The organism is Cryobacterium sp. TMT2-42-4 (assembly GCF_004402645.1).
GTDB classification, from domain to species: domain Bacteria; phylum Actinomycetota; class Actinomycetes; order Actinomycetales; family Microbacteriaceae; genus Cryobacterium; species Cryobacterium sandaracinum.
Genome location: NZ_SOFT01000024.1, coordinates 121423 through 140730, shown reverse-complemented (window position 1 = coordinate 140730; position 19308 = coordinate 121423). Strand labels below are relative to the sequence as shown.

General features: G+C 67.4%; 16 protein-coding genes. 9 read left to right on the top strand and 7 right to left on the bottom strand.

Annotated features, from left to right (window positions below; translation table 11 throughout):
• Positions 1 to 235 precede the first annotated feature (235 nt).
• A complete protein-coding gene (locus E3O18_RS08425; RefSeq protein WP_134417895.1) occupies positions 236 to 5101 on the bottom strand; it encodes an NAD-glutamate dehydrogenase in 4866 nt (1621 codons plus the stop codon).
• Between the two features lie 176 nt (positions 5102 to 5277).
• Between E3O18_RS08425 and E3O18_RS08420 the strand changes: the two genes are divergently transcribed.
• The 3 genes from E3O18_RS08420 (at position 5278) to E3O18_RS08415 (ending at position 7092) form a co-directional block, all read left to right on the top strand.
• Positions 5278 to 6258 carry an NAD(P)H-quinone oxidoreductase gene (locus E3O18_RS08420; protein WP_134417893.1) on the top strand — a complete coding sequence of 327 codons (981 nt, stop codon included), beginning with the start codon at positions 5278 to 5280 and terminating at the stop codon, positions 6256 to 6258.
• Positions 6259 to 6339: 81 nt separating this feature from the next.
• The gene (locus E3O18_RS16785) at positions 6340 to 6468 is read left to right on the top strand and encodes a hypothetical protein (protein WP_255570051.1); all 129 of its coding nucleotides are present in this window, start codon (positions 6340 to 6342) and stop codon (positions 6466 to 6468) included.
• 423 nt (positions 6469 to 6891) lie between these two features.
• Positions 6892 to 7092 (top strand): hypothetical protein, encoded by a 201-nt coding sequence (locus tag E3O18_RS08415; RefSeq protein ID WP_134393549.1) that lies wholly within the window; start codon positions 6892 to 6894, stop codon positions 7090 to 7092.
• 15 nt (positions 7093 to 7107) lie between these two features.
• On the opposite strand, the gene E3O18_RS08410 is transcribed toward E3O18_RS08415, so the two are convergent.
• Complete coding sequence (locus E3O18_RS08410) at positions 7108 to 7854, bottom strand: endonuclease/exonuclease/phosphatase family protein (RefSeq protein WP_134393548.1); 747 nt, start codon at positions 7852 to 7854, stop codon at positions 7108 to 7110.
• A 121-nt stretch (positions 7855 to 7975) separates the two neighbouring features.
• On the opposite strand from E3O18_RS08410, the gene E3O18_RS08405 reads away from it, so the two are divergent.
• A complete protein-coding gene (locus tag E3O18_RS08405) occupies positions 7976 to 8539 on the top strand; it encodes an MOSC domain-containing protein (protein WP_134393578.1) in 564 nt (187 codons plus the stop codon).
• 66 nt (positions 8540 to 8605) lie between these two features.
• Positions 8606 to 9406 (top strand): heliorhodopsin HeR, encoded by an 801-nt coding sequence (gene heR, locus E3O18_RS08400; RefSeq protein WP_134417892.1) that lies wholly within the window; start codon positions 8606 to 8608, stop codon positions 9404 to 9406.
• 133 nt (positions 9407 to 9539) lie between these two features.
• On the opposite strand, the gene E3O18_RS08395 is transcribed toward heR, so the two are convergent.
• Entirely contained in the window at positions 9540 to 10448 is a 909-nt protein-coding gene (locus E3O18_RS08395; protein ID WP_166784632.1) for an alpha/beta hydrolase, read from the bottom strand.
• A 426-nt stretch (positions 10449 to 10874) separates the two neighbouring features.
• On the opposite strand from E3O18_RS08395, the gene E3O18_RS08390 reads away from it, so the two are divergent.
• Positions 10875 to 11885, top strand: coding sequence for a diacylglycerol kinase family protein (locus tag E3O18_RS08390; RefSeq protein ID WP_134393545.1), 1011 nt, complete (start codon positions 10875 to 10877; stop codon positions 11883 to 11885).
• 181 nt (positions 11886 to 12066) lie between these two features.
• Here the strand turns inward: E3O18_RS08390 and E3O18_RS08385 are convergent, their stop codons facing one another.
• The 3 genes from E3O18_RS08385 to E3O18_RS16105 form a co-directional block, all read right to left on the bottom strand.
• The gene (locus E3O18_RS08385; protein ID WP_166784906.1) at positions 12067 to 13995 is read right to left on the bottom strand and encodes a DUF2207 domain-containing protein; all 1929 of its coding nucleotides are present in this window, start codon (positions 13993 to 13995) and stop codon (positions 12067 to 12069) included.
• Positions 13996 to 14211: 216 nt separating this feature from the next.
• Entirely contained in the window at positions 14212 to 15129 is a 918-nt protein-coding gene (locus E3O18_RS16575) for a hypothetical protein (protein ID WP_241978153.1), read from the bottom strand.
• Between the two features lie 153 nt (positions 15130 to 15282).
• A complete protein-coding gene (locus tag E3O18_RS16105; RefSeq protein ID WP_166784630.1) occupies positions 15283 to 15426 on the bottom strand; it encodes a hypothetical protein in 144 nt (47 codons plus the stop codon).
• Positions 15427 to 15578: 152 nt separating this feature from the next.
• Between E3O18_RS16105 and E3O18_RS08375 the strand changes: the two genes are divergently transcribed.
• Positions 15579 to 16964, top strand: coding sequence for an LLM class flavin-dependent oxidoreductase (locus E3O18_RS08375; protein WP_134399069.1), 1386 nt, complete (start codon positions 15579 to 15581; stop codon positions 16962 to 16964).
• A gap of 172 nt (positions 16965 to 17136) precedes the next feature.
• Here the strand turns inward: E3O18_RS08375 and E3O18_RS08370 are convergent, their stop codons facing one another.
• Positions 17137 to 17550: a DUF2256 and DUF3253 domain-containing protein gene (locus E3O18_RS08370; protein ID WP_134417890.1), complete on the bottom strand. Its 414-nt coding sequence runs from the start codon at positions 17548 to 17550 to the stop codon at positions 17137 to 17139.
• 178 nt (positions 17551 to 17728) lie between these two features.
• On the opposite strand from E3O18_RS08370, the gene E3O18_RS08365 reads away from it, so the two are divergent.
• Both E3O18_RS08365 and E3O18_RS08360 read left to right on the top strand, forming a co-directional pair.
• Positions 17729 to 18556, top strand: a complete 828-nt coding sequence (locus E3O18_RS08365) for an alpha/beta hydrolase (protein WP_166784905.1) — start codon at positions 17729 to 17731, stop codon at positions 18554 to 18556.
• On the top strand, positions 18553 to 19272 hold the full coding sequence (locus E3O18_RS08360) for an alpha/beta hydrolase (RefSeq protein WP_134417888.1): 720 nt from the start codon (positions 18553 to 18555) through the stop codon (positions 19270 to 19272). The genes E3O18_RS08365 and E3O18_RS08360 overlap by 4 nt, the downstream gene beginning before the upstream one ends.
• Positions 19273 to 19308: the final 36 nt, after the last annotated feature.

Below are 19308 nucleotides of genomic sequence, written 5' to 3'. Positions count from 1 at the left end.
GCCGCCGATGTGGTCAGAATCCTTTTTTGGCAGCACGGATTGTGGCTAACTCAGGAGATCCCCGCGCCCGGCCGGCACCCGCCTCGTGATTCCGCGGCCGATGCCGGCCCACACTCATCAGGCTCACCATTCTCCTGAGTTAGCCCCAAACGGGCGGTGGCAGCGGGCAGTAGTAGTGGGTGGCAGCGAGCGAGCAGCGCGCAGCGCGTTGCGACGGATGCCCGCAGCCGGCAGGTCAGCGGCGCACGATCGAGCGCAGTAGCCGCACAACAACGGACAGGGACGCCATGTCGTCCTGACCGAGGGCGTTGACCTCCTCGAACACGCTGCGAGCCCGTCCCAGCTGTTCAGCGTTGAGCGCCTCCCAGGCAAGCAGTCGGGCGTCGGCGTGGCCGGCATGCGTTTCCTTCAGCACCGCCCGCGTCATATCGGCGACCGTCGAGTACAGGTCGTCGCGGAGGGCGGCGCGGGCCAGGGCCTGCCAGCGGTCCTTGCGCGGCAGCACGGTGATGCGCTCCAGCAGGTTGTCCACCCGGAATCGGTCGTAGACCGTGTAGTAGACGCCGGCGACGTCGGCCAGAGGCTCATCGACCTGGGCGGAGATCTGCGCCACGTCCAGCAGGGCGAAGGCCTCGAAGAGTTCTGCCCACCGGCGACCGAGGTTCTCCGGAACGCCCCACTCCTGGGCGGTCTCCAGCAGGGACTGCACGCGTTTGAGGTCGCCGCCCTTGAGGTAATCCTCCAGGTGGGCCCGCATCAGGTCCATCTGCGGTTTGTACTGGGCCACCACCTCGCCCACCGGTCGCGACGCCCCCTGGTTGACCTGCCAGCGCACGGCCCGGTCGAGCAGGCGACGGATGTCCAGGTGGATCGACGTCCAGTGCTTGGTCGGGAACGACGACGGCAGGGCGTTGACCTCGGCGACGAGCACGTCGATTTCGAAGATCTCCCGCAGCGCGACGAACGCCTTCGCGACCGTGGCCTGGTTCGCCGAGGTCTCCTCCATGGCCCGGAAGGCGAAGGTCACGCCGCCGAGGTTGATCATGTCGTTCGCGACGACGGTGGCGATGATCTCGCGGCGCAGCGGATGCGTGTCGAGCTCGGCGTCGAAGCGCTCGGACAGCTGCACCGGAAAGTACCGGCGCAGGGTTCGGCCGAACCAGGGGTCGTCGGGCAGGTCGCTGTCCCGCAGCGTGGTCGCCAGATCGATCTTGGCGTAGGCGGCCAGCACGGACAGCTCGGGTGAGGTCAGGCCCTGGCCCGTTTCGAGGCGCTCCCGCAGCGTCGCCGTGGTGGGCAGCGCCTCCAGCTCGCGCTTGAGGTCGCCCGAGGCCTCCTGCCAGTCCATCAGCCGTTCGTAGCTGGGGCTCCAGGTGGTCACCTTCGCCCGGTCGTTGAGCAGCAGAATGTTCTGGTCGACGTTGTCTTCCAGCACCAGCCGCGCCACCTCGTCGGACATGGAGGCGAGGAACTCCGACCGCTCCGACTCGGCCAGCTTGCCGGCGGCCACCATCCGGTCGACGAAGATCTTGATGTTGACCTCGTGGTCGGAGCAGTCCACCCCGGCGGAGTTGTCGATCGCGTCGGTGTTCAGGATCACGCCGGTGAGGGCCGCCTCGATGCGCCCGAGCTGGGTCATCCCGAGGTTGCCGCCCTCGCCGACGACCTTGACCCGCAGATCCCGGCCGTCGACCCGGATGGCGTCGTTCGCTTTGTCGCCGACCTGCGCGGCCGTCTCGCCGCTGGCCTTCACATAGGTGCCGATGCCACCGTTGTAGAGCAGGTCGGCCGGGGCGGTCAGGATGGCGCGGAGCAGTTCCGGCGGGCTCAGCCGCACCGTCCCGTCCGGCAGCCCGAGTGCGGCGCGCACCTCGGCGGAGATCGGCACCACCTTGGCCTGGCGCGGGAAGACCCCGCCGCCGGCACTGATCAGGCTGGTGTCGTAGTCCGCCCACGACGACCGCGGCAGGGCGAAGAGGCGCGCTCGTTCCTGGAAGGAGCGCGCGGCATCCGGAGTCGGGTCCAAAAAAATGTGTCGGTGGTCGAAGGCCGCCAGCAGACGGATGTGCTCCGAGAGCAGCATGCCGTTGCCGAAGACGTCGCCGGACATGTCGCCCACGCCGACGACCGTGAAGTCCTCGGCCTGCGTGTCGACGCCCAGTTCGCTGAAGTGGCGCTTGACCGACTCCCATGCACCGCGGGCGGTGATGCCCATGGCCTTGTGGTCGTAGCCGACCGAGCCGCCGGAGGCGAAGGCGTCGCCCATCCAGAAACCGTATTCGGCGGCGAGGCCGTTGGCGATGTCGGAGAAGGTGGCCGTGCCCTTGTCGGCCGCGACGACCAGGTAGGAATCGTCGTCGTCGTGGCGCACCACCCGGGCGGGGGGCACGAGCTGCTCCCCGTCCGCCGTGGTCACCAAGTTGTCGGTGAGGTCGAGCAGCCCCCGGATGAAGGTCTTGTAGCTCTCGATGCCCTCGGCCATCCAGGCCGCGCGGTCCAGCGCCGGATCGGGCAGCTGCTTGGCGAAGAAACCGCCCTTGGCGCCGGTCGGCACGATCACCGCGTTCTTGACCGTCTGCGCTTTGACCAGGCCGAGCACCTCCGTGCGGAAGTCCTCCCGCCGGTCCGACCAGCGCAGCCCGCCGCGGGCCACCTTGCCGAAGCGGAGGTGGACACCCTCCACCTGAGGGGAGTACACCCAGATCTCGTACTTCGGTCGCGGAAACGGCAACAGCTCGATCGAGGTCGGGTCGAGTTTGATGCTCAGGTAGGGCTTGTCCTGGAAGAAGTTCGTGCGCAGCGAGGACTCGATCAGGTTGATCAGGGTGCGCAGCACCCGGTCGGCGTCGAGCGTGGTGACCGCTTCCATGGCCACCGTCAGCTCATCCTTGACCTGCTGGCTGCGACGGATGCGCTCCGGCTCGGCCAGGTCCGGATCGAACCGCGCCTCGAAAAGCGCCACCAGCCCTCGGGTGACGGCCGGATTGGCCAGCAGGGTATCGGCGATGAAGCCGTAGGAGTTGGTGTTTCCGGCCTGGCGCAGGTACTTGGCGTAGCTGCGCAGGATGACGACCCGGTGCCAGGGCATGCCCTCCCGCAGCACGAGTCGGTCGAGGCCGTCCGACTCGATGGCCCCGCTGACGGCGGCGCCGAAGGAGTCGGCGAGGAGTGCGCCGGTCGCAACCGGGTCCACGCCCTCGGGGTAGCTCAAGCCCAGGTCATAGAGGTAGAACGCGCGGCCGTCGGCGGTCTCGATCTCGAAGGGCACCTCGTCGAGCACCTCGATGCCGAGGTTCTGCAGGAACGGCAGGATCTGGCTGAGGCTCTTGGGCTCCATCATGTAGAGCTTGATCCGGGCGTCCTCCACCGTGACGCCGCGTCCCGCGGTGCTTCCGTCGTCGGCGTCGATGACCGTGTCACCGGCGCCCGTGCCGGTCGGAAGATACACGTTCAGCGCCGGCCGGATCGGCCCGGTCCCGGCGGCCTCCGCCGCGGCGGCCGCCGCGGCGCCGGCCTCGAATCGCCCGATGTCCTGCACGGCCTCCTCGAGCTCGTAATCCACCCGGTAGCTGGCGGGGAACGCCTCCGACCAGAGTTCGGAGAGGCGCTCCGCCTCGTCCAGCGGGTGACTCGCGCGCAGTTTCTCTCCGATCCCCTCGGGCCAGGACCGCACCGCCATCACCAGCCGGTGCTCCAGTGCGACGGCGTCGACGACACCGACCGTGTCGTTCTTCTGCAACCGGATGCGGAAGAACAGCCGGGCCAGCGCGGACTCGGTCATTCGGGCCTCGAAGTCGACGGACTCGGCGTGGAAGGTGTCCCGCAGCTCCTTCTCGATCCGCAGCCGCACGGCGGTGGTGTACCGGTCGCGGGGGAAGTAGACCAGCGCGGTCATGAACCGGCCATAGACATCCGGGCGGAGGAAAAGCCGGGTGCGCCGCCGCTCCTGCAGACGTTGGATGGCCAGCGTGGTGGTGAACAGGGTGGGCACGTCGATCTGGAACAGCTCATCGCGGGGGTAGGTTTCCAGGATGCCGAGGAGTTCCTTGCCGCTGTGCGACCCTGGTGGGAACCCGGCCTGGTCCATCACGGCGTCGACCTTTTCGCGCAGGATCGGCACGTCCCGCACCGAGCTCGTATACGCCGTGGCGGCGAACAGGCCGATGAAGCGTTGCTCCCCCCGCACGTTGCCGTCCGCATCGAAAGTCTTGATCCCGATGTAATCGAAGTAGGCCGGGCGGTGGACGCTGGAACGCGAGTTCGCCTTGGTGATCACCAGGGCGCTGCGCTCGCGCGCTTTGAGCCGGCCGGCATCCGTCAGGTGCTGAATCTGGTGGCCGTCTTCGGTGGAGCGCAGCAGCCCCAGGCCGCTGCGGTCACGGATGCTCAGCACGTCCTCTCCGTCGACGGTCTCCAGGTCGTACTCCCGGTAGCCGAGGAAGGTGAAGTTGTCGCGGTCGAGCCAGCGCAGTAGTTCCTGCGCCTGCTTGATCTCCTGGATGCCCTCGGCGTGGGCGACATCACCGAGCGCGTCGGCGATCTCCACGGCCTTCGTTCGCATGGCCTGCCAGTCCTCGTTGGCGGCGCGAACGTCGCCGAGGACCGTGGCCAGCCCGGCGACCAGAGCAGCCCGCGCCTCGTCGTTGGCGGTTTCGATCTCGATCGCGATCCACGACTCGACCTGGGTGACGGTCTCGTCGACGTCACCGGGCCGGGCGCCGTCGCCGCCGTGCACGCGGGTGACGCCGAGGAGCTCGTTGGTGTTCCGGTCGCGGGTCACGACGAGGAGCGGGTGCACCTCGAGGTGGATGGCCGAGTGCTGGCGCACCAGCTCGGCGGTGACCGAGTCGACCAGGAATGGCATGTCGTCGGTGACGATGTAGACGATGCTGCGGCCGGCTTCGTTCCGGATCTCGATGTTCGGGGTGCCGGGGGTGCGGCTCTGGGCGACCTGACGATGCTGGACGGCCCGCTCGCGGAGGGTTCCCCCATCGGAGTTCTGCCGGTCTTCCCCGGCCAGGTGCTCGTAGTAGTCGCCCAGGAAAGCGTCCAGTGTGCTGTCTGCCGGTGATTTCCCGGTGCGGGTGGACTCAGACGTCATTGAAATAAGCCTCCATCAGAAAATCTCCGCGTCATTGCGGATCACGTGCGTACGAACCACGGCATGCTACGGCCACGCCCCTGTCTACCATCGTAGATTCGGTGGCCGGGTTCCACAGACCGAACCACCGCGCAGTGGTGGATCCGTCGCAAAGTGCACGCGCGTAGGCTGACCCGATGCGCGCGATCATCGTAGACACCCCCGGCGGCCCCGATGCCCTCACCCTCACCACCGTGGACGACCTGCCCGTCGGGCCCTGCGACATCCGGATTCGGGTCGCCGCGGCCGGCGTGAACCGAGCGGATGTCGCGCAGCGGCTGGGCAGCTACCCGTCGCCGGCCGGGGCGCCGCAGTGGCCCGGCCTGGAGGTGTCCGGAGTCGTCAGTGAAGTCGGCGCCGGGGCAAAGCGGTTCGCGGTCGGCGACCGGGTGTGTGCCCTGCTGGCCGGCGGCGGCTACGCCACCGAGGCCGTGGTGCACGAGGACCTGGCCCTGACCGTGCCCGACTCCATGGACCTCGTCGAGGCGGCGGGCCTGCCGGAGGCGCTGGCCACCGTGTGGTCGAACGTGTTCCTGAGCGCGGGGCTGGCCGCCGGGGAGACGCTGCTCGTGCACGGCGGCACCAGCGGCATCGGCACCACCGCGATCCAGCTGGGCGTGCTCGCCGGCGCGCGGGTGGCCGTGACGGCCGGCTCAGCCGAGAAGCTGGCGGTGTGCCGCAGCCTGGGCGCGGAAATCCTGATCAACTACCGCGAGCAGGATTTCCCCACCGAAATCCAGACCGCCACAGAGGGGCGCGGCGCCGACGTGATCCTCGACATCATCGGCGGCTCCTACGCGGCCCGCAACGTGGCGGCACTGGCGGTCGACGGCCGCATCATGGTGATCGCCAACCAGAGCGGCGAGAACGCCGACTTCAATCCGTTCCATCTGATGCAGAAGCGCGGCCGGTACTGGGGTACCACCCTTCGCTCCCGCCCGTTCGAGGAGAAGGCGGCCATCATGCAGGCCCTCAGGACGGATGTCTGGCCCTGGCTCGAATCCGGCCGCTTCCGCCCGGTGATCGACAGCATTTTTCCGTTTGAGAAGGCCGCCGAGGCACACCGGCGGCTGGAGGTATCCGTTCACGTGGGCAAGATTCTGCTGGTCGGTGATTGAGCCCGTCGGGACTCGGGACTCGGGACTCGAAACTCGGGACTGAAACATGCGCTGGAAAAAAGATCTAAGGGAGGATGAGTCATGGACAGCATCAGTCTGTTCGTGCCGATCCTGCCCGGCAAGCTCGACGCCTGGAAGCAGTTCACCAGGGAGTCGAGCGCGCGCATGGGCGAGCACGCGGAGTCGCGCCGGCGGGCCGGCATCACCTGAGAAACTGGCACACCGAGAGCCAGCGGCAGGCCACGGCCAGCTTCGACACCGAGTGAGGATGCCGCCGTGGATCCAGAGCTGCTCCACGTTGGTCGGCTTCCACTCTGTCGGCGACCTCCGGCGACACGAGGTCGACCAGCCATCCGTCCCGAACGAATTCGACGGAGATTCTGCCGAAATCTGCCCTAAACCCACTCTGGAAGGCGATTTCACCCAAAATCTCCGTCGAATTGGTTCGACGCCGAACCCGGCGCTCGCCCGTGCTGAACAGCGTCCGCGCGGTGCAGTCAGCTCTGCCAATCCGGGAGCGATGCAATCAACCGATTCGGACTCACTCGTCCTGGGCAGGCGAGGCACGTTAAGCGCCCCGCGGGCCTGCTACCGTGAACGCTGGCGAATCCCCACCCGATTGGAACCACCCGCATGAAGAACTGGTCCTTCACCACCTGCGCCGTCGCCGGGTTCAGTTTCAGTGCCTTCGGGGTGGCCCTGATCATTCTCAACGCCGTGACGGCCAACGCGTTCCTCACCGTCCTGCTCTGGATGGCGGGCGTGGCCCTCCTGATCGGCGGATCCCTGTCGGTGCGTGCCCACCTGCTCTGGACGCGCGGCGACACCCGGTAAACGAGGCCCCGCCCCTTAGATCGCGAATTCGCCGCCCGGAGCGCGTTCGGTCTCGGCGAGGCTGGCCGGCACATTCGTGGCGTTCACCGGCTCGTCGCTGTAGGTGGAGGTGACCAGGATGGGCAGGTGGTCGGAGGTGCCGAGGGGCAGCGTCTCGACACTGTCGATGGTCAGTCCGATGGAGGTTGCCAGGTCGAAATGCCCACGGAAGAACTTGTAGCGCGTGTACGTGCGGGTGTCGCTCAGGGTGAGGTCGTAGCCGGACTGAGTGATGTGGTCGCCGAGGCGCCCCTTGAAGATCGGGTAGTTGTAGTCGCCCACCATCAGGGTCGGCAGGCCCGGCCCGAGCACGTGCAGTTCTTCGTGCGCGGTGCGGATCTGGTTGCGCCGCAGGGAGTTGAGCGCGGTGAGCGGCGCGGCGTGGAACGAAGCGACGACGATTTCGCGGTGGGCGACGAGGTCGGTCAGTCGGGTGCCGATCAGGCGCTCATGCGCGGGGGTCAGCACGCGGTCGTGCAGTGACTTCTTGAGCGCAAAGGTCTGGGTGTGCTCGTTGGTGAACCGGTCCTTGCGATAGTAGATCGCCAGGCCGAGTCGGTTGCGCACAGTGGAGTCGGCGAGGTGCAGGAGACCGATCTCCTCGGGGAGCTCGAGGGTGTCGCATTCCTGCAGGCACAGGACGTCGGGATCGTAGTTCTCGGCCAGGGCGATGAGCTCTCCACTGGCACGATTCTTGCGGAGGTTATAGCTGATGACTTTCACGACTGACCTTTTTCGATTCGACTCGACTCGCTGAACACCCACCCAGCCTACGTTTGCAACGCAGAAATGCTATATCGGCGGGGTGAATTCTCGGCGGCCCTCATGCGAGACTCGGGGCATGATGCAGGATGCGGCGGCAACAGTGGCGGCAACGGTGGAGTCGGTCAGCCGAGACGAACGGCACGCGTTCAGCAAGCCGACAGTCCCGGACATCCGTTTGATCGCGGGATTCGGGGTGGAGGGAGACGCTCACGCCGGAGCCACGACGCAGCACCGCTACCTGATCGTGAAGGATCCGACCAGGGCGAACCTTACCCAGGTGCACTTCATGCCCGCCGAGCTCTTCGACGAGCTGCGGGGGGCCGGCTTCGAGGTCTCCCCCGGCGAGCTGGGCGAGAATATCACAACCCGCGGGCTGGATCTGTCCGGCCTTCCGCGGGGTGCCCGGCTGCGACTCGGCACCCACGCGGTCGTGGAGATCACCGGGGTGCGCAACCCCTGCTCACTGATCAACGGGTACCAGAAGGGGCTGATGAAGACGCTGATCGACACGGATGATGCCGGTCTGGTGATCCGCAAGGCGGGGATCATGGGAATCGTCGTCACCGGGGGAAGCGTCGCTCCCGGGGACCCGATTCGGGTGCGGCTGCCGGCCGGAAAACACCTGCCGCTCGGCGTGGTCTGACGCGGGGGTAACGGCACTCGGCGACCCTGCTAGTCTCGGCCTCACCTGACCTGTGAAGGAATCCCGATGGCACGCAAAAACGACACCCCCGATCAGAAAATTTCCCGCCTCCGCGTCTACAACATCGTGGCCGGCTCACTGCACCTCGTGCAGGCCCTGGGCTTCGCGTACGTGCTCACCCTGCTCAGCACTCAGGTCACCTTTGCCGTCACCGCCGACTATCTGTCGGGTCCTCCCGGCGTGCCGCTGCCGCCCGAGCGGGTGACCCTGTTCGACGTCAACGTGGGCATCGGCGTCGTCTCGTTCCTGGCGCTCTCGGCCTTCTTCCATTTCCTGATCTCGTCGCCGAAATTCTTCCCCCGCTACGCGGCGGGGCTCAAAGCCAACCGAAACTACTTCCGCTGGGTCGAATACTCCCTGAGCTCCTCAATCATGATCTGGCTGATCGCCCAGATCACCGGTATCACCGACATCGCGGCCCTGTTCTCGATCTTCGCCGCCAACGCCGCCATGATCATGTTCGGGGCACTGCAGGAGAAGTACGAGACACCCGGCAACGGCAAGTTCCTGCCCTTCATCTTCGGGTCGATGGTGGGCGTGGTGCCGTGGGTCGTCATCCTGATCTACTTCATCGCCCCCGGCTCGAACACCGAGGCCGCACCGCCGGCCTTCGTCTATGGCATCATCGTTTCCCTCTTCCTGTTCTTCAACACGTTCGCCGTCAACCAGGTGCTGCAGTACCGTCAGGTCGGCGGCTGGCGCGACTACCTCCGCGGCGAGCGCGCCTACATCACGTTGAGCCTGGTTGCCAAGACCGCGCTGGCCTGGCAGGTGTTCTCTGGCGCGATCATCCCCGCACTCACCTAGGGCAGTCGTCCAGCCGACCAGCTCGGGCCTGAGCTCGTGCCGGATACGGCGGGAGCACCACCCCCGTGCCTCGATGCTGGTCCGCAGCCCCATCTCGTAATCGTCCCGGGCGAAGCCCGCGACAGCCGTCGTCTCACCGAGGTTCCGGATCGGCAACGGACCGGCGAGGTGACGGCCACAGTGTCGACGGACGAGTGCCCGCAGGGCGCGCACTCGGGGAGTGGGCGCCCGGAGCACGGCCGCCCGGGTCGGGGCCGTCGAGGAACTCGAGGATGTCCGGCAGGAGGCGCGGATCTGAGATCGCGGCCATGTGCCCCTTGCCGGGATAGAGGATGAGGCGGGCGTTGGGGATGCGCGCCACCGTCACGCGGAACAGCTCGGGCGTGTAGAAACCGTGCCGGTCGCCACCGATCAGCAGGGTGGGAGCTTCGATCTCGCCGAGCCGGTCGCGCAGGTTGAAGGCGTCTTCGGCGCGAATGATGGTGATCAGGTCGGGGCTGGCATTGCCGAACGTGCGGGGTCCGAGCATCCAGCCCATGCCGGCTGCCAGCCGACCCGGAGGCGTGTTGCCGAGGACACTGAACATCTCCCGGCTGGCCTGCCGCGGGCGCCCGGCAAGAACCTCTTCAGCGACCCGACGATGCACCTTCTTGCCGTTCGACCCCAGGGTGTAGGCCGCGCAGACCACGACGAGACGCTGCACCACATCGGGGTGGTCGGCGGCGAGTTGCAGGGCGATGCTCCCGCCGGTCGACGTGCCGATCACGTCGACCGGCCCCGGAAACTCCAGGCGCAGGGCGTCGGCGTAGTCCCGGGCGATGTCGGCCATGCTGGCGTTCGGGTCGAGGCCCGGGCGCGGGGTCAGCCTGAGCACGCGGTGCCGGACCGCCACCGGGGCCAGCATCCGGGTCACGAGCATGCGCTCGACGCCGACCGTCGGTTCGAAGTTCTGGGTGAGGTCCGGGATGGCCACCAGCGGCGAGCCCGTGCCGAACCTCAAATAGGGCATCCCTCCGAGGAGGGTGCCCGTTCGCCGAGCCATGGTGCGCGCATCGGTGACATTCTGTGTTTGTGTCGCGGGGGGCATTGAATTGACCCTTTCGTTTCGGTGACTGTTCCGGATGCCGTCAGCCGGCTCCGCGGAGAGCGGTGCGGCAGCGATCGGCCCGGCAGCAATCGGCCCTGGCGTGGCCGGCTGCGCAGAACCGTTGGTGACAGTACCCGCGTCCCGGGACCCTCGAAAGCGTCCCGGCAGATTCGGCCGGGGTTCAGGAGAGCCTTCCCATCCTGAAGCAAACGAGAGGAACGTGATTTTCGAGCGAAGTGGTGCCAGCATAAGGAGCGGGTCTACGCGTGGGAAGGCACGCCCGACTGCGGAGTCGCGTGACAAATGGGCAGCGACATCCGTCTAGATGTGTGAGACCCCATTTACGGAAGGCACCCGCTTCCACCATCGAACGGACCCCACATGACGAGCACGGATCTGCACCACGACGACCTGACCGATGACGTGAGCGCACCCCGGCTCGCCGCTGTCGTCTACAACCCCATAAAGGTTGACGTCGACGAGCTCCGGGATGCCGTCGAGGCCCAGCAATCGGCCGCCGGCTGGCCGGAGACGCTGTGGTTCGAGACGTCGGCGGAGGACCCGGGGCAGGGACCGGCCCGGAAAGCGATCGAGGCCGGAGCCACCATGATCATCGTGGCCGGCGGTGACGGCACCGTGCGCGCCGTCGCCGAAGCCGTACACGGCACGGAGTGCGCACTGGCGCTGCTGCCGTCGGGCACCGGTAACCTGCTCGCCCGCAACCTGCAGCTGCCCCTCGCCGACACCGGGCTGGCCCTGCAAGCCGCGTTCGCCGGCCAGGACAAGGTGATCGACGTGTGCCTGATCGACATCGAGCGGGCCGACCGATCAGTCGACCGGCACGCCTACCTGGTGATGGCCGGGCTCGGCCTCGATGCCAAGATGCTCGCGAACACCGACGACGACCTCAAGGCGAAGGCCGGCTGGCTGGCCTACGTGAAATCCCTGATCGCCGTCGGCAAGGACGGCAGCGAGCTACGGTTCCGGTACCGGCTCAACACGAAGCCCGAGCAGTCGATGCGCGCACACACCATCATGGTCGGCAACTGCGGGTCGCTTCCGGCCAGCATCGAGTTGATTCCCGACGCCGCCCTCGACGACGGACTCTTCGACGTGGTCGTCCTGAAGCCGGAGGGCTTCGGCGGCTGGCTGCAGATTCTGTCGAAGGTGCTGTGGGAGAACGGCGTGCTCAGCCGAACGGCATTGGGCCGCAAACTGCGCACCAATGATGTCGACGCGCTCAACTACGCCACCGGCACGAAGCTCGTGCTGCGGCTCAACCGTCCGGAACAGATCGAACTCGACGGCGACGGGTTCGGCACCGCCGTGGCCTTCAAGACCTGGGTGGATGCCGGCAGCCTCACCCTGCGCATGCCGAGCGACGCCGCGTAGGCGGCGCGGGGCATCCGTCGCCCTTCCCCGTTCCACTCTGCTCGACGCGCGGGACGTGCGCCGCTCTGCGGGTGGCCTGCCACCAGCGCAGCGGCGCGGCACCCGCGCCGGCACCACCGGCGACGGATGAGTGACGGCTGCGGGACGGCTGCGGGACGGCTGCGGGACGGCTGCACAGCCGTCAACGGCCGCCGCCTCCGCCGCCGCCGGAGTACCCGCCGCCGCTGCTGGAGCTGACGGGAACCGTGGCAGAGGTGAGGACCGAGGCGACCCAACCGTTCATGGCGACGCCGAAGCCGCTCGCGCTGAAGCCTCCCTGCGACACGATCCAGCCCGGCTCCGGCGCCCCGTGCTCGTAGAGCACGACGAGTTCCTTCGCCCAGTCCCGTTCGACGCCCCAGAGCACCGCGAAGGGGAGCAGCTCCTCATAGAGCTTGACCAGTTCGACGGTGTCGGGTGCGCCGGCGGCATCCGTCCCCGGGCTCGGCAGCGCCCCCGATGCGACACCCGGCACGGCAGGCGTCGTGCCCCGCAGCGCGCCGTCCGGGCTCTGCAGCATGCGGAAACGCTCCTCCTCGGCGAGCTTCAGATAGACCTTCAGCCCCTTGAGGTAGTCCCGCTGATCGGCCCCGGAATCGGTGAGCTGCACCGTGCCCTGGGCGAGATAGAGGGCCAGGTAGAGGAACAGCGCGGCGATGACGGCGACCGTCATCACCTCGCCGAACTTCGGGGAGCCGTCGATCAGCGCCACCGCCCCGAGGACGGCCAGGGCTGGCAGCAGCACGACGGCCATTCCGATGGCGATCCACCTGCCGCCGCGGCCGGCCACCTTGGCCCGCCAGCCGCGCTCGATGACCGACGCTGTCGCGGCGGGGAGGAACGCGCTCAGTTTGGCGGCGAGCGCGCTGTCGGCGACCCCCAGTTCCCGCGTCGCTCCGATCGTCAGGCGGGGGAACAGCGTCTCCAGCAGCTTTCGCTCCTGACCGTCCACGCCCTCCACGGTCAGCAGCTGCAGCGTGTAGTCGCCGCCGCCGGCGCTGACCGGGTAGTCGAGGATGCGCACCGTGCCGCGCACCGCCAGGCTCACAAGCTCTGCGGCGATAGCGGACTTCGACCGATTCGCAAGGTCCCCCGCCTCCAGCAGGTTGTAACCCTTCGGCACGCTGTACTGGGCGATGATGGTGCCTCGGCCGCGGGCGTCGCGCTGGCCGAGTCGGCGACGGATGAAGGCGAGCACGACCCCGAGGAAGCCGACAGCCGCCACCAGGAACAGCAGCCCGGTCGCCGGTCCTCCCCCACCGTTGTCCGAATCGCTCGCACCGTCGCTGGCCGAGGCCGGCACCGGCACGAAGGTGCCGGGTGCGAAGCCGATGGCCACGGTCAGGTTCTGCCGAGGACCGAGGCCCTGCACGGACGAGGTGAACAGCTGGCCCGTGGATCCGGGCACTGCGGCATCCGTCGTCTGGCTGATCTCGCACCGGGCGCCGTCGTCCTGGGCGCCGGAATAGCAGGCGGTGTCTCCGGTGAGGAACTCGGCGATGCTCGGGTCGACGTGCACACGCGCGGTGACGGAGCCGAACGACTGGTCGAACCCGGTGCCGTTGGTGTCCCAGTAGAGCTCGTCGTCGTCGGTGTCGGCGAACGCGCGCACCACGTTCTGCTGCGTGTAGGTGATCGTGTAGGTCTGCTGGCCGCGCACGAACTCATCGGTGCCGAGCGGCACCTCGGTGACGGAGCCCTGGTCAGTGGTCTCGAAGTTGACGGGGGCTCCGGTGGCGTCGGTGACCGATTCGACGGTGGTGTTCAGCGGCACCCCGTTGTAATCGTTGGGGAGGAGGCGCACCATGCCCCGGTTCTGGTCGAAGTTCGGGAACTGCGCCACGAACGTCTCGACCGTGCGCAGGGTGGAGTGCCCGGCGTCATCACGGGAAAGGTAGTAGTCGGCCTCGAAGGAGGTGAATGTGAAGTCACCGGTGTCTGCCGACGCGGCCAGGGGCATCCCGACGGCCGACATCCCGAGCGCGAGCGCCGCCGCGACCGCGACCGCGAGCGCGGCGATGACCTGCACGAAGCGCCGTAACGGATGTCCGGTCGGTGCGATCTCGTGCATGCTGTCGCTCCCCTGTTTCTGCCGGAGCCGGGCGCCTCGATGCGGCGTCGAACGCGCCGAGCCATGCTGTCCCCACAACATCCGCTCTTCGAAGGCTAGTGCAGCACGGGTTTTTTCGGTGCATGCGAACCGACAGCTGAGGGCCCGGCAACGAGAAAACCGGTCGGCCCCTTCACGAGGGGACGACCGGCCTTGGTGCTGCGGGTAATCAGGGCATCAGTACCAGTTGTTGGCCTGCGAGTGAGACCAGGCGGCGCACGGGGTGCCGTAGGAGGAGGCCTTGATGTAGCCCAGGCCCCAGGCGATCTGCGTGGTCGCGTTGGTGGCCCAGTCGCTGCCGGCCGTCGCCATCTTGTTGCCGGGCAGCGCCTGCGGGATGCCGGTGGCTCCGCCGTTGGAGTTCACGGCGTCGTACTTCCACTCCGATTCCTTCTGCCACAGCTGGTTCAGGCAGGAGAACTGGTCGGCACCCCAGCCGTACTGGGATGCGGCCATGGCCTGGGCCGTGGCGCGCGCGGCGGCGGGAGTGTTGCCGCCCGCCACCGACTGGGCGCGGGAGGACTCGGCGGCGGCCTGCGCTTCTGCCTCGGCTGCGGCCTGGGCTGCGGCCGCGGCGGCAGCCTCGGCGGCGACGCGGTCGGCTTCGATCGACGCCGCGGTGACGGCGGCGGTCTCGGCCTTGGTCTGGGCGGTCAGCGAGGTGATCTCGTCGAGAGGGAGGATCTCGTAGCTGGCGAGCGAGCTGGCGACCGCGGCGAGGCTGGAGGCATCCACCTTGTCCTGGGTGGCGGCGATGACCTGGTTGGCCTCGTTCAGGGTGATGGAGGCCGAGTTGTCGACGTGCGCCTTGGCGACCGCGCTGTAGGCGCCGAGCTGTTCACGGTGCAGGCCGGTGCTGTCGGCGAGTGCGGTTGTGGCCGAGACGCGGTCCTGGGTGGCGGAGGCGGACTGACCGGCGAAGCCGGCGCCGACTGCGAGGCCGGTGATGGCGAGCACACTCGTGGCGATGATAGCGATGCGGTGCGGGCGTTTGATCGTGCCGGGACCGGTGGTGCCGTTGCTGCTGGGAATGCTGTTGCTTCGCTTATTTTGGGCAGCGAATCGGATGCGGATTTCTTCGGGTGTTTCGGGCATGTATGTGCGCTTGACTTCCGTGTTGCGCAAGCCCGCACGCATGAGCGCGCCGGCTCACTGAGCCTCGCGCCTGCGCTTTCGGGGGACGGCGCAGGCAAGATTTCCTATCCTGCCTCATGTTTCTGTACAAACGCTCATTTTAACCTGCGAGGGTCATGGGTAGCCGGGGATTGACACGGGATTCGGCAGGCCGTGCACCTCGATCAGGCGTGCCGCAGCCACCGACCGTCGGATAAAGAAAGCTGCGGGCATCGCGAACAGGTTGCTGAGGGCGATCGGGAGCACGAGGTTGAACATTCAGCGCCAACCGAGCACGCTGAGAATGGCGCCCGAAGTGCTGGAGCCGATGCAGGGGCGACCGAGAAGACGATCAGCCCGTAGCTCCCGTGTGTTACGCCAAATGGCGAGTGCTGTGGTGCCGTCAACGACCGCGCCACAGGATGGGTGGCATGCCCAGACAAATTCGCTTCAACGCTTTTGACATGAACTGCGTCGCCCACCAGTCCTCAGGAATGTGGCGGCATCCGCTTGACCAGTCCTGGCGATACAAGGACCTCTCCTATTGGACCGACCTGGCCAGGCTGCTCGAGCGAGGCACTTTCGATGGCATTTTCATCGCCGATGTGCTCGGAACGTACGACGTCTATGGCGGTTCGAACGAGGCAGCGATCCGGCACGGGGCCCAGGTTCCCGTGAACGACCCGATTCTGCTCGTCTCCGCCATGGCGGCGGTGACCGAGAACCTCGGGTTCGGCGTGACCGCGGGTACAGCGTACGAGCATCCGTACCCGTTCGCACGACGGATGTCGACACTCGACCATTTGACGAAGGGTCGCGTCGGCTGGAACGTCGTCACCGGTTATCTGCCGAGCGCCGCCCGCAACATGGGGCATGAAGACCAATTGGAGCATGACGACCGCTACGACGTCGCCGACGAGTATCTCGAGGTGCTGTACAAGTTGTGGGAGGGCTCGTGGGAAGACGATGCCGTCATCCGCGACCGGGAGACCGGGGTGTTCACCGATCCGAGCAAGGTGCATGAGATCGGGCATTACGGCAAGAACTTCACCGTGCCGGGGATCCACCTGTCCGAGCCGTCGTTGCAGCGCACGCCGGTGATCTACCAGGCCGGGGCATCGCCGCGCGGCATCGCCTTCGCCGCCGGCAACGCCGAGGCGATCTTCGTGGCCGCTTCGACCAAGTCCGGCCTCACCGCGACCGTGAGCAAGATCCGGGATGCGCTCGAGCAGGCCGGTCGAGACCGGTACTCCGCGAAGATCTACACGCTGCTGACAATCATCACCGACGAGACCAGCGAGAAGGCGCACGCAAAACATCAGGACTACCTCTCCTACGCGAGCGAAGAAGGCGCCCTGGTGTTCATGTCGGGCTGGATGGGCGTCGATCTCTCCCGGTATGACCTCGACGAGCCGATCGGCAACGTGAAGAGCAACGCGATCCAGTCGGCGGTGGCAAATTTTCAGGCGGCGAATGATGACGGCTCCGAGTGGACCGTGCGTGACATCGCGAAGCTCGGCGCAATCGGCGGCCTGGGGCCGTTCATCGTCGGCTCACCGGAAGAGGTTGCCGATCACCTGCAGGAGTGGGTCGCCGATACCGATGTTGACGGATTCAACCTCGCCTACGCGATCACACCCGGAACGTTCGAAGACGTGGTCGAGTTCGTGATTCCGGAGCTGCGTCGTCGCGGGGCCTACCCGGAAGAGTACGTCGAGGGCACTCTACGCAACAAGTTGCACGGGCGCGGCGACCGTCTGCCCGAGGAGCACCACGGAGCCGATTATCGGCTCGGGGTGAACCAATCCGTTAGGTGACGAGCGGCGACCGCGCGGTGGCGGCGAACAGGTCAGTTGCCGCTGCCGACCCTCATCGCATAACTCCTGCAATACGGTGAGACTTCCCGCATAATCCGCGTGATTACGCGGGGGGACAAATCGGCAGGCAGAATTTGCAGGAGTTATGCTCGCCCCGCGCGGGTCACCGCGCCTATGCCCGCACCCGCCGCAACCGGATCGGACCCTTCGCCGTCGACGGATCGACCACGGCCCCGCCCTGCGTGATCTGCAGGTCGCCGCGGGCGACCATACGGCGTGCGGCGCGTCGGGCCGGCTCCATGAGGTCGTTCCAGCTCTCACCGCCGACCACTTTCGCCGCCTCGGACGGGCAGATCGTGGCATCCGTCGCCCGCGCACTGAGCAGTGTGGTGATGCTCTCTTCCAGCTTGAGGTCGGTCGCCGTGACCCCGTGTGCGCGGCACGCGCTCGAGCAGTACTTCACCGAATCCCAGTTGTCGGCCCACTTCGCGCGCCACTCGATGCGCCGCCCACACGAGGCGCACGTCTTGTCCGCCCGGTCGCGGGCGGGGTCAGAATCGGCGCGTTTTCGTTGACGGTGGGCCATGCCTTCTATCCTGCGGGATGGCGCGGGTCGTCGAGAGCCGCCGATCGGCGCCGCAGGCATGACGAATCCGGCCCGCATTCGTCTTATCAGTGACGGATGTCTCAGCCCCCGTGAGCGCCCAGGCCACCCGACACTGCCGGAGGCTAGGATTTTGGCACCTGAACCCGAAGGAAACCCTGTGACGAGCACCGACCGAGTGCGTGTCGAACGACGGCGCGCGGCCGCTGTTCCTGCCCGTGGCCGCAGCATCGAGGTGGAGGGGCATCAATTCACCGTGCACTCCCTGAAAAGCACCTCGCCGTCGCCGGACGCGCCGACCTACCTGCTGGTCCACGGCATCGGGGCGTCGCACCGCTACTACCGCCGGGTGCAGCGGAGCCTGGCCGCCACCGGGCACACCCATTCGCTCGATCTGCCCGGATTCGGCGGCACCCGCCGGCCCGTTCGGCCGCTTGCTGTCGAAGAATACGGTGCCCTGCTCGGCCGGCTACTGGATCGACTCGAGGTGCCGCGGGCGGTCCTGGTCGGCCATTCGATGGGCGCCCAATTCGTCACCGAGGTGGCCCGGCAACGCCCCGATGCCGTCTCCCACCTGGTTCTGATCGGCCCTGTCACCGATCCCCGCCGGTCGACAGCCGTTCAACAGGCCCTGGGCCTGACCCGGGATGTGACCAAGGAGTCGCCGTCGGGCAATCTGATCGTGTTCCGTGACTACCTCGAGTGCGGCCCGCGCTGGTTCTCCACCGAGCTCGTCCCCATGCTCGGCTACCGCACCGACCTGGCCCTTGGCGAGGTGCGCTCCCCCGTCCTCGTGATCCGCGGCACCAACGACCCCGTCTCCGGCAGCACCTGGTGCGCAGCACTGGCCGCCGCCGCGCCGGACGGGCATGTGTTCGAGGTTGCGGGGCACCGCCACCTGGTGCACCACAGTGCCGCCGTGCAAACCGCCGCCATCATCGAGGGGCACGCCCTCCGGCTTCCGTCGGTCGCGCACCCGGCACAATGATTCGCCGTCTCCTGAACCCCCGTCTGCTCAGTCGCCATCTGCGCGAGGCCTGGTGGTGGCTGCTCGACTACGTCTATGCGGCGACCGGCCAGACCCGTGCGTTCCTCTCCCGCGCCCGGCCCACGGACTTCCACTCCGGCGCCAAAGCCCCGATCGTGATCATCCCGGGGGTGTACGAATCCTGGCAGTTCATGCGACCGTTGATTGAAATTCTGCATGGCCACGGGCATCCGGTGCACGTGGTGGCGAAGCTCGGCCGCAACCGGCGGTCTCTGGCGGATGCCGCAGCGACCGTGGCCGCCTACCTCGAGCGGGAGAACCTGAACGGCGTCGTCATCGTGGCGCACAGCAAGGGCGGCCTGATCGGCAAACTGCTCATGACGACGGATGACCCGGGCCACCGGGTAAGCGGAATGACCGCGATCAGTTCACCCTTCGGCGGCTCCCGCTATGCGCGCTACTGGGTCGTGCCGAGCATCCGTGCCTTCGCCCCCGTCAACATGGCCCTGCACGACCTCGGCCTGGACCACCGGGTCAACAACCGCATCACGTCTATCTACGGGGTGTTCGACCCGCATATCCCCGAGGGCAGTGAACTCGTCGGCGCCCGCAACATCCAGCTCCGGGTTGGTGGGCACTTCCGCATCCTCGGCGACCCGGCGGCCGTGCGGGCCGTGCTCGACGCGGTGACGCATGCCGCGGAGTCGGCAGTCTGACTCCAGGTCGCAGATCGACCTTCGGTCACGCGGGCA

Excerpts from the sequence above, each read along its gene's own strand:
- E3O18_RS08425 (WP_134417895.1), bottom strand. The coding sequence starts at position 5,101 with ATGACGTCTGAGTCCACCCGCACCGGGAAATCACCGGCAGACAGCACA.
- E3O18_RS08420 (WP_134417893.1), top strand. The coding sequence starts at position 5,278 with ATGCGCGCGATCATCGTAGACACCCCCGGCGGCCCCGATGCCCTCACC.
- E3O18_RS16785 (WP_255570051.1), top strand. The coding sequence starts at position 6,340 with ATGGACAGCATCAGTCTGTTCGTGCCGATCCTGCCCGGCAAGCTCGAC.
- E3O18_RS08415 (WP_134393549.1), top strand. The coding sequence starts at position 6,892 with ATGAAGAACTGGTCCTTCACCACCTGCGCCGTCGCCGGGTTCAGTTTC.
- E3O18_RS08405 (WP_134393578.1), top strand. The coding sequence starts at position 7,976 with ATGCAGGATGCGGCGGCAACAGTGGCGGCAACGGTGGAGTCGGTCAGC.
- heR (WP_134417892.1), top strand. The coding sequence starts at position 8,606 with ATGGCACGCAAAAACGACACCCCCGATCAGAAAATTTCCCGCCTCCGC.
- E3O18_RS08395 (WP_166784632.1), bottom strand. The coding sequence starts at position 10,448 with ATGGCTCGGCGAACGGGCACCCTCCTCGGAGGGATGCCCTATTTGAGG.
- E3O18_RS08390 (WP_134393545.1), top strand. The coding sequence starts at position 10,875 with ATGACGAGCACGGATCTGCACCACGACGACCTGACCGATGACGTGAGC.
- E3O18_RS08385 (WP_166784906.1), bottom strand. The coding sequence starts at position 13,995 with ATGCACGAGATCGCACCGACCGGACATCCGTTACGGCGCTTCGTGCAG.
- E3O18_RS16575 (WP_241978153.1), bottom strand. The coding sequence starts at position 15,129 with ATGCCCGAAACACCCGAAGAAATCCGCATCCGATTCGCTGCCCAAAAT.
- E3O18_RS16105 (WP_166784630.1), bottom strand. The coding sequence starts at position 15,426 with ATGTTCAACCTCGTGCTCCCGATCGCCCTCAGCAACCTGTTCGCGATG.
- E3O18_RS08375 (WP_134399069.1), top strand. The coding sequence starts at position 15,579 with ATGCCCAGACAAATTCGCTTCAACGCTTTTGACATGAACTGCGTCGCC.
- E3O18_RS08370 (WP_134417890.1), bottom strand. The coding sequence starts at position 17,550 with ATGGCCCACCGTCAACGAAAACGCGCCGATTCTGACCCCGCCCGCGAC.
- E3O18_RS08360 (WP_134417888.1), top strand. The coding sequence starts at position 18,553 with ATGATTCGCCGTCTCCTGAACCCCCGTCTGCTCAGTCGCCATCTGCGC.